Here is a 6,918-nt window from a genome sequence, read left to right on the forward strand (position 1 = left end):
CTCGGGAGGCAAACCGCCCGCCATTTTGCTAGGAGCGTTCGTGGCTGCCATCGAGGCCATCACCGCCCGCGAGATCCTCGACTCCCGTGGGAACCCCACGGTCGAGGTCGAGGTACTGCTGGACGACTACAGCACCGGCCGTGCCGCCGTTCCGAGTGGCGCCTCCACCGGTCAGTTCGAGGCCGTCGAGCTGCGCGACGGGGACAAGAAGCGCTATCTCGGCAAGGGTGTCGAGAAGGCCGTCCTCGGCGTGACCGACGAGATCGCCGACGAGCTCATCGGCTTCGACGCCGAGGAGCAGCGTCTCATCGACCAGACGATGATCGACCTGGACGGCACGCCCAACAAGGCCCGCCTCGGGGCCAACGCGATCCTCGGCATCTCGCTGGCCGTCGCCAAGGCCGCCGCCGACAGCGCCGACCTGCCCCTGTTCCGCTACGTCGGCGGGCCGAACGCGCACATCCTGCCCGTGCCGATGATGAACATCCTGAACGGCGGCGCGCACGCCGACACCAACGTGGACATCCAGGAGTTCATGATCGCGCCGATCGGCGCCGAGACGTTCTCCGAGGCGCTGCGCATGGGCGCGGAGACCTACCACACGCTCAAGGGCGTGCTGAAGGAGAAGGGCTACGCCACCGGCCTGGGCGACGAGGGCGGCTTCGCGCCCAACCTGCCGTCCAACCGCGACGCCCTCGACCTGATCATGGTCGCCATCGAGAAGGCCGGCTACACGCCCGGCCAGGACATCGCGCTCGCGCTCGACGTCGCGGCCAGCGAGTTCCACAACGACGGCGTCTACACGATCGACGGCAAGGGCGTGTCGGCGGCCGAGCTGATCTCCTTCTACGAGGACCTGGTCCGCTCCTACCCGCTGGTCTCGATCGAGGACCCGCTGAACGAGGAGGACTGGGAGGGCTGGAAGGCCATCACCACCTCGCTCGGCGCCAAGGTCCAGCTCGTGGGCGACGACCTGTTCGTCACCAACCCCGAGCGCCTCGGCCGCGGCATCGCCGAGGGCGCGGCCAACGCGCTGCTGGTGAAGGTGAACCAGATCGGCACGCTGTCGGAGACCCTCGACGCGGTCGACCTGGCCCACCGCAGCGGCTACCGCTGCATGATGAGCCACCGCTCGGGTGAGACCGAGGACACCACGATCGCCGACCTCGCCGTGGCCACCAACTGCGGCCAGATCAAGACCGGCGCCCCGGCCCGTTCGGACCGGGTGGCCAAGTACAACCAGCTCCTGCGCATCGAGGAGCTGCTCGACGACGCGGCGCGGTACGCCGGTCGCGCCGCCTTCCCGCGCTTCCAGGGCTAGTCGGCGGCACACGGGGGTAGCCCGGCTGGACACGTTCCGGACGCCTGGTGTGGCGATGGGCGCGGCGACGCCGTGCCCGTCCGGGCGTGTACGGCCGGGACGGGCGGTTAGTGTGGCCGTTGACCGGGCCATGCGCTGACCGACCGGGAGGGGTGGTTTCGTGGCGGCGAAGCGGCCGCAGCTCACCGGGCGCGCGGCGATCCTCGCGGTCGTCGTGTGCGCCATCGCCATGAGCCTGGCCTACCCCGTGCGGGAGTACGTCGCCCAGCGCCGGCAGATCGCCCAGTTGGAGGAGCAGCAGGCGAACGCGCTGCGCAAGCTCCAGAATCTGGAGCAGCGGCGCCGGCGGCTGGAGGACCCGGACTACATCAAGCGCCTGGCCAAGGAGCGGCTGTTCTACTGCGAGCCGGGCGCGGACTGCTACCAGGTGCTCGACGACGAGACGGCCGGGACCGCCGCCGCCAAGGCGGGGGCGAAGCAGCCCGAGCGGCCCGCCTGGTACGTCACTCTCTGGCGGTCGTTCGAGGCGGCCGACAAGGGGCGGCCCGCCGCGCCCGCGGCGGGGCGGAGCCCCGCACCGACGGCGTCCGCATCCGCGCCGGCGTCGGCCCCGGCGGGATGAGGACCGCGGACGCGCCCGGGCAGGGCATCGTGAAGGGCGAGGAGATCGACGTGGTGGACGACCAGGCGGACCACGTGGGCCACGCGGGCCGTGTGGACCCCGCGGACCTGGCGGCGGCGTGGGCGCAGCTCGGGCGGCAGCCGCGCGGGGTGCGGGCCGTCGCCCACCGGTGCCCCTGCGGGCTGCCCGACGTGCTGGAGACCGCGCCGCGGCTGCCCGACGGTGCGCCGTTCCCCACGTTGTTCTACCTGACCTGCCCGAAGGCCGCCTCGGCGATCGGCACGCTGGAGTCCTCCGGCCTGATGAAGAGCATGCAGGCCCGGCTTTCCGAGGACCCCGAGCTGGCCGAGGCCTACCGGGCGGCCCACGAGGACTACGTCGCCCGCCGCGACCGGGCGGCCGACGAGGAGGGCCTGGAGCCGCTGCCGCCCGGCATGCAGAGTGCCGGCGGCATGCCGGGCCGGGTCAAGTGCCTGCACGCGCTGGTCGCCCACGAGCTCGCCGCGCCGGGGGTCAACCCGTTCGGCCGCGAGGCCCTCGACGCGCTGCCCGAGTGGTGGGCCGGCGGCCCCTGCGTGGCCGTGGAGAAATCCGAAGAGCAGTCATGAGCCCGGCCGGGCGCGGGACCGAAACGGGAGCGCCGTCGTGGTGCGGGGAGCCGACCGGAGGCCGGAGGGGATGAGCGTGAAGACGAAGCGGGTCGCGGCCATCGATTGCGGGACCAACTCGGTCCGCCTTCTCATCGCGGACATTTCGGGCGATGACCTTGCCGACGTCGAGCGGCGGATGGAGATCGTCAGGCTCGGCCAGGACGTCGACCGTACGGGACGGCTCGCGCCGGAGGCCCTGGAGCGGACGTTCACGGCCATGCGCGGGTACGCCAAGCTGATCAGGGAGCACTCCCCGGACGGTCCCGTGCCGGTCCGCGTGGTCGCCACCTCGGCGACCCGCGACGCCGCCAACCGGGCCGACTTCGTCTCCGGCGTGCGGGACATCTTCGGCGTGGAGCCCGAGGTGGTGACCGGTGACGAGGAGGCGCGGCTGTCCTTCACCGGAGCGACCCGGGGCCTGGCCCGCTCGGGAGCCGAGGCCGAGACCCCCTATCTGGTGGTGGACATCGGAGGCGGTTCGACCGAGTTCGTCGTCGGTTCCCGGTCCGTCGAGGGCGCGCTGTCGGTGGACATCGGCTGCGTACGGCTGACCGAGCGCCACCTGCGCGACGACCCGCCGAGCGCCGAGACGGTGGAGGCGGCCGTCGCCGACGTCGAGGCGGCCATGGACCGGGTCGAGGAGAGCGTCCCCGTGCGCACGGCGCGGACGCTGGTCGGCCTGGCGGGCTCGGTCACCACGGTCGCCGGGATCGCGCTCGATCTGCCCGCCTACGATCCCGTGCGCATCCATCACTCGCGCATCCCCGCCGAGCGGGTCCACGAGGTGTCCGCGCGGCTGCTGCGCATGACGCACGACGAGCGGGCGGCCATCCCGGTCATGCACCCGGGCCGGGTGGACGTCATCGGCGCGGGCGCGCTCATCCTGGACCGCATCGTCCGCCGCTACGGCTTCTCCGAGGTCGTGGTCAGCGAGCACGACATCCTCGACGGCATCGCCTGGTCCCTCACCACCTGACCGCCCCTGGTCCGGCCCCTCGGGACCTGATCTTGCCGCTATTGCGCATTGCGTAGTACTGTGCGATGCGTGGACAGCAGCCAGCTCCTCAAAGGAGTACTCGACCTGGCGGTCCTCGCGGTCCTCGCCGAGCGCGACAGCTACGGATACGACGTCGTACGCCGCCTGCGTGAGGTGGGGCTGGAGGACGTCGGCGACGCCTCGGTGTACGGGACGCTACGGCGGCTCTTCAAGGCCGGAGCGCTCACCTCCTACGTGGTCGCCTCCGACGAGGGACCGCACCGCAAGTACTACGGCCTGAACGACGTGGGCCGCTCGCTTCTCCAGACCTCGGCGAAGACCTGGACGTCCTTCGCCGCCACCATGAACGACCTGCTCAAGGAGGTCGATCCGGGATGAATCCCCCAATGACGCCCCAGGACTACGCCGCCGCCGTACGCGAGGCGCTCGCCGATCTCCCCGCCCGCGACAGGGACGCGCTGCTGGAGGACCTGGACGAACATCTCGCCGAGGTCGCCGCCGAGCCGGGCATGTCGCTGGAGGAACGCCTCGGCAGCCCCGAGGCGTACGCCGCCGAGCTGCGGGCCGCCTACGGCGGGCGCCCGTCGGGCGGCGGCTCCTCGCTGGGCGGTCGGCTGCGCGGGCGGGTGAGCGGAGCCGTCCGGCGCTTCCACACGCGGCTGCTCGTGCTCCCGCCCTACCGTCAGGCCGCCGCCTTCGCCCCCGAGCTGCGCCCCGCGTGGTGGGTGCTGCGGGGTTACGCGCTCGCGCTGGCCGTGCTCGCGCCGATCAGCGCCCCCGGGCTGGTCCCCGGCGACATCCCCGCCTGGGTGTTCACGCTCGCGGTCATCTGGGGGTCGGTGTGGCTGGGCCGGCGAGGCCGTACGCGGCCGTCGCGCTGGGGCCGGGTGCTGCTGCTCGGGGCCAACCTGCTGGCCGCGGTCCTCGTGATCACGGCGATGGCCGACGTCCCCAGCACGTCGTCGCGCAGCGTGGCCTTCGACTACGGCCCCCAGCCGGATCCGGGGATGCGGGTGGAGACGGTGTCCTCGCTGGGCGGGGACGTCTCCAACATCTTCCCGTACGCGGAGGACGGGACGCCGCTGCACAACGTCCGGCTCTACGACCAGGACGGCAATCCGATCATGCTGGAGCAGGGCTTCGACCAGGAGCTCGTCATTCCCTGCGACGGGGAGCCGCCCATCCGCAACGCCTACCCGCTGCCGCTGAAGCCCGTGGAGCAGCGCGTCGATCCCGCCCAACCGGAGGCGACCTGCGTGCCCGTCACGCCGGCGCCCACCACGCCGGCGCCTCCGGCCTCCGCGACGCCCTCTGCCTCACCGTCGCCGTCCGCCGAGCCGTCGCCCTCCGCCACTTCGTCCCGCCGGCACCGATAGGGGGACGCCGGGTCAGCCGGACCCGAGCGCACGCAGCATGGTCAGGAGCGTCGTGCGGTCGGAGACGGACCGGAAGAAGGCCCGGTCCACCCCCTCGACCACGGCGATGGCCTCCTGCGCGAGGGCGGCGCCACGCTCGGTCACCCGCAGCCTCCTGGCTCGGGTGTCGGCGGGGTCGACCTCGCGCAGGACCAGGCCCTTGGCCTCCAGCTTGCGGATGACCTGCGAGGTCATCTTCACGTCCGTGCCGGCCTGCCGGGCCAGCGTGAGCTGGTTGGGATCCTCGCCGTGGGAGTTCAACCACCACGTGCTCGCCAGCAGGACGAACTGCACGTGCGTGAGATCCAGCGGCGCGAGGGCCGCGGCGATGTCGCGCTGCCAGCGGAGCGTGGCGTGCCACAGCAGGAACCCCGGGCTCTCCTCGGGGTCCAGCGGCGGCATGGTCTAGCCCTCCTCTGCCAGCCGCACCAGCGCGGCCAGCACGTCGGGGAAGTCGGCGGTGATGGCCGGGCCGAGCTGCGGGCCGACCTCGTCCGCGGCCGGGCCGGTGATCTCGGTGCGGTAGACGATCCTGGTGCGGCCGTCGGCCGGTTCGAGCCGGTGCACGGTCCGTACGACGAAGTCGCCGGCGTCCATCTCGTCGGTGAACCACTTGTCCGGCTCGATCTCGGTCAGGCGCATCCGGATCGGCTCGTCGCCCGGCGGGGTCATCGTGAACGTCGTGCCGACGGCGAACGGCCCGTCGATCTCGATGCTCTCGATCCCGTCGTTCCAGCGCGGCCACAGCGCCATGTCCGACCAGTGCCGCCAGACCGTGCCCGCGCTCGCGGCGGTCTCCACGCTGTGCTCGTACTCCCACATGCCGGGTTCCTTCGCTCGTTGAACTACGCAGAGATTATCTACGCGTGGACTATTTGTCCATGGCCCGGCTCCGTGTACGGACGGAGCCGGGCGGGACGTCAGCCGTGCAGGCGGACGGGCAGGGAGAACAGGCCGCGCATGATGGCGCTCGGCCACCAGCTCAGCTCGGCGGGGTCGGTGGCGAGGGCCAGATCGGGGAACCGTTCGAGTACCCGGCCGATCGCGGCCTCTCCCTCCACCTTGGCCAGGGCAGCGCCGACGCAGTAGTGCGGCCCCCGGCCGAAGGCGAGGTGCGGTTCGCCGATCCGGCCGGGGGAGAACGCGTCCGGGTCGGCGAACGCCGCCGGGTCCCGGTTGGCCGCCAGCAGCGAGACGAGGATGGGCTCCCCGGGCAGCATCTCCTGGCCGCCGATGACCACGGGCTCGGTGGGAAAGCGCCAGGTCGCGTTCCGCACGGGACCGTCGTAGCGCAGCATCTCGTCGACGAAGTCCGGCAGCAGGGAGAGGTCGGCGCGCAGGGCCGCCGCCTGGCCGGGATGCCGCAGCAGCGCGAGCAGGCCGTTGCCGATCAGCGCGACGGTCGTCTCGTGGCCGGCGATCAGCAGCAGGAACGCGGTCGAGGTCAGCTCGTCCTTGTCGATCTCGCCCTGGTTGGACCGCCGTACGAGATCGGTGAGCAGGTCGTTGCCCGGCCGGGAGCGCTTGAGCTCGACCAGGTCGGCCAGGAAGCTCTCCAGGGCGTCCGTGGCGCGGGTGATCTCCTCCACCTCGGACGCCGCCGCCGAGTCGATGACGGAGGCGTGGTGGTGGAAGGTGGCCCGGTCCTCCTCGGGCACGCCGAGCAGGTCGCAGATGATCGTGATCGGCAGCGGATAGGCGAGACCAGCGATCAGATCCGCCTCGGGGCCGTCGAGGCGGTCGAGCAGCGCGTCGGTCACCTCCAGCGCCCGCGTCCGCAGCCCCGCCATCCGCCGGGGCGTGAAGGCCGCGCTCACGAGCCGCCGCAGGCGCGCGTGGTCGGCTCCGTCGGCGTTGATCATGTGGCGGGCGAGACCCGGCCGGTGGTCCAGGGGCAGGCCGAGAGAGGCGGG

Annotated in this window: 9 protein-coding genes; 6 read left to right on the top strand and 3 right to left on the bottom strand. The window is 72.3% G+C overall.

Annotated features, from left to right (window positions below; translation table 11 throughout):
- Nucleotides 1-40 precede the first annotated feature (40 nt).
- The 6 genes from eno (at nt 41) to Msi02_RS19530 (ending at nt 4,966) form a co-directional block, all read left to right on the top strand.
- Entirely contained in the window at nt 41-1,321 is a 1,281-nt protein-coding gene (gene eno / locus Msi02_RS19505; protein WP_079315698.1) for a phosphopyruvate hydratase, read from the top strand.
- Between the two features lie 160 nt (nt 1,322-1,481).
- Nucleotides 1,482-1,943, top strand: a complete 462-nt coding sequence (locus Msi02_RS19510; protein WP_239108533.1) for an FtsB family cell division protein — start codon at nt 1,482-1,484, stop codon at nt 1,941-1,943.
- Nucleotides 1,940-2,551, top strand: a complete 612-nt coding sequence (locus Msi02_RS19515; RefSeq protein ID WP_204049675.1) for a DUF501 domain-containing protein — start codon at nt 1,940-1,942, stop codon at nt 2,549-2,551. Before Msi02_RS19510 ends, Msi02_RS19515 begins: the two co-directional genes overlap by 4 nt.
- Before the next feature lie 76 nt (nt 2,552-2,627).
- The gene (locus tag Msi02_RS19520; protein WP_204049676.1) at nt 2,628-3,569 is read left to right on the top strand and encodes a Ppx/GppA phosphatase family protein; all 942 of its coding nucleotides are present in this window, start codon (nt 2,628-2,630) and stop codon (nt 3,567-3,569) included.
- Nucleotides 3,570-3,638: 69 nt separating this feature from the next.
- Nucleotides 3,639-3,968, top strand: coding sequence for a PadR family transcriptional regulator (locus tag Msi02_RS19525; RefSeq protein ID WP_030507598.1), 330 nt, complete (start codon nt 3,639-3,641; stop codon nt 3,966-3,968).
- A complete protein-coding gene (locus tag Msi02_RS19530; protein WP_204049677.1) occupies nt 3,965-4,966 on the top strand; it encodes a DUF1700 domain-containing protein in 1,002 nt (333 codons plus the stop codon). Before Msi02_RS19525 ends, Msi02_RS19530 begins: the two co-directional genes overlap by 4 nt.
- Before the next feature lie 12 nt (nt 4,967-4,978).
- Here the strand turns inward: Msi02_RS19530 and Msi02_RS19535 are convergent, their stop codons facing one another.
- The 3 genes from Msi02_RS19535 to Msi02_RS19545 all read right to left on the bottom strand — a co-directional run.
- Nucleotides 4,979-5,407 (bottom strand): MarR family winged helix-turn-helix transcriptional regulator, encoded by a 429-nt coding sequence (locus tag Msi02_RS19535; protein ID WP_204049678.1) that lies wholly within the window; start codon nt 5,405-5,407, stop codon nt 4,979-4,981.
- Nucleotides 5,408-5,410: 3 nt separating this feature from the next.
- A complete protein-coding gene (locus Msi02_RS19540) occupies nt 5,411-5,827 on the bottom strand; it encodes an SRPBCC family protein (protein WP_204049679.1) in 417 nt (138 codons plus the stop codon).
- A 98-nt stretch (nt 5,828-5,925) separates the two neighbouring features.
- Nucleotides 5,926-6,918: cytochrome P450 family protein (locus Msi02_RS19545; protein WP_204049680.1), on the bottom strand; the 993-nt coding region annotated here is incomplete at its 5' end.

This window comes from Microbispora siamensis (genome assembly GCF_016863095.1).
In the GTDB taxonomy this organism is placed as follows: Bacteria; Actinomycetota; Actinomycetes; order Streptosporangiales; family Streptosporangiaceae; genus Microbispora; species Microbispora siamensis.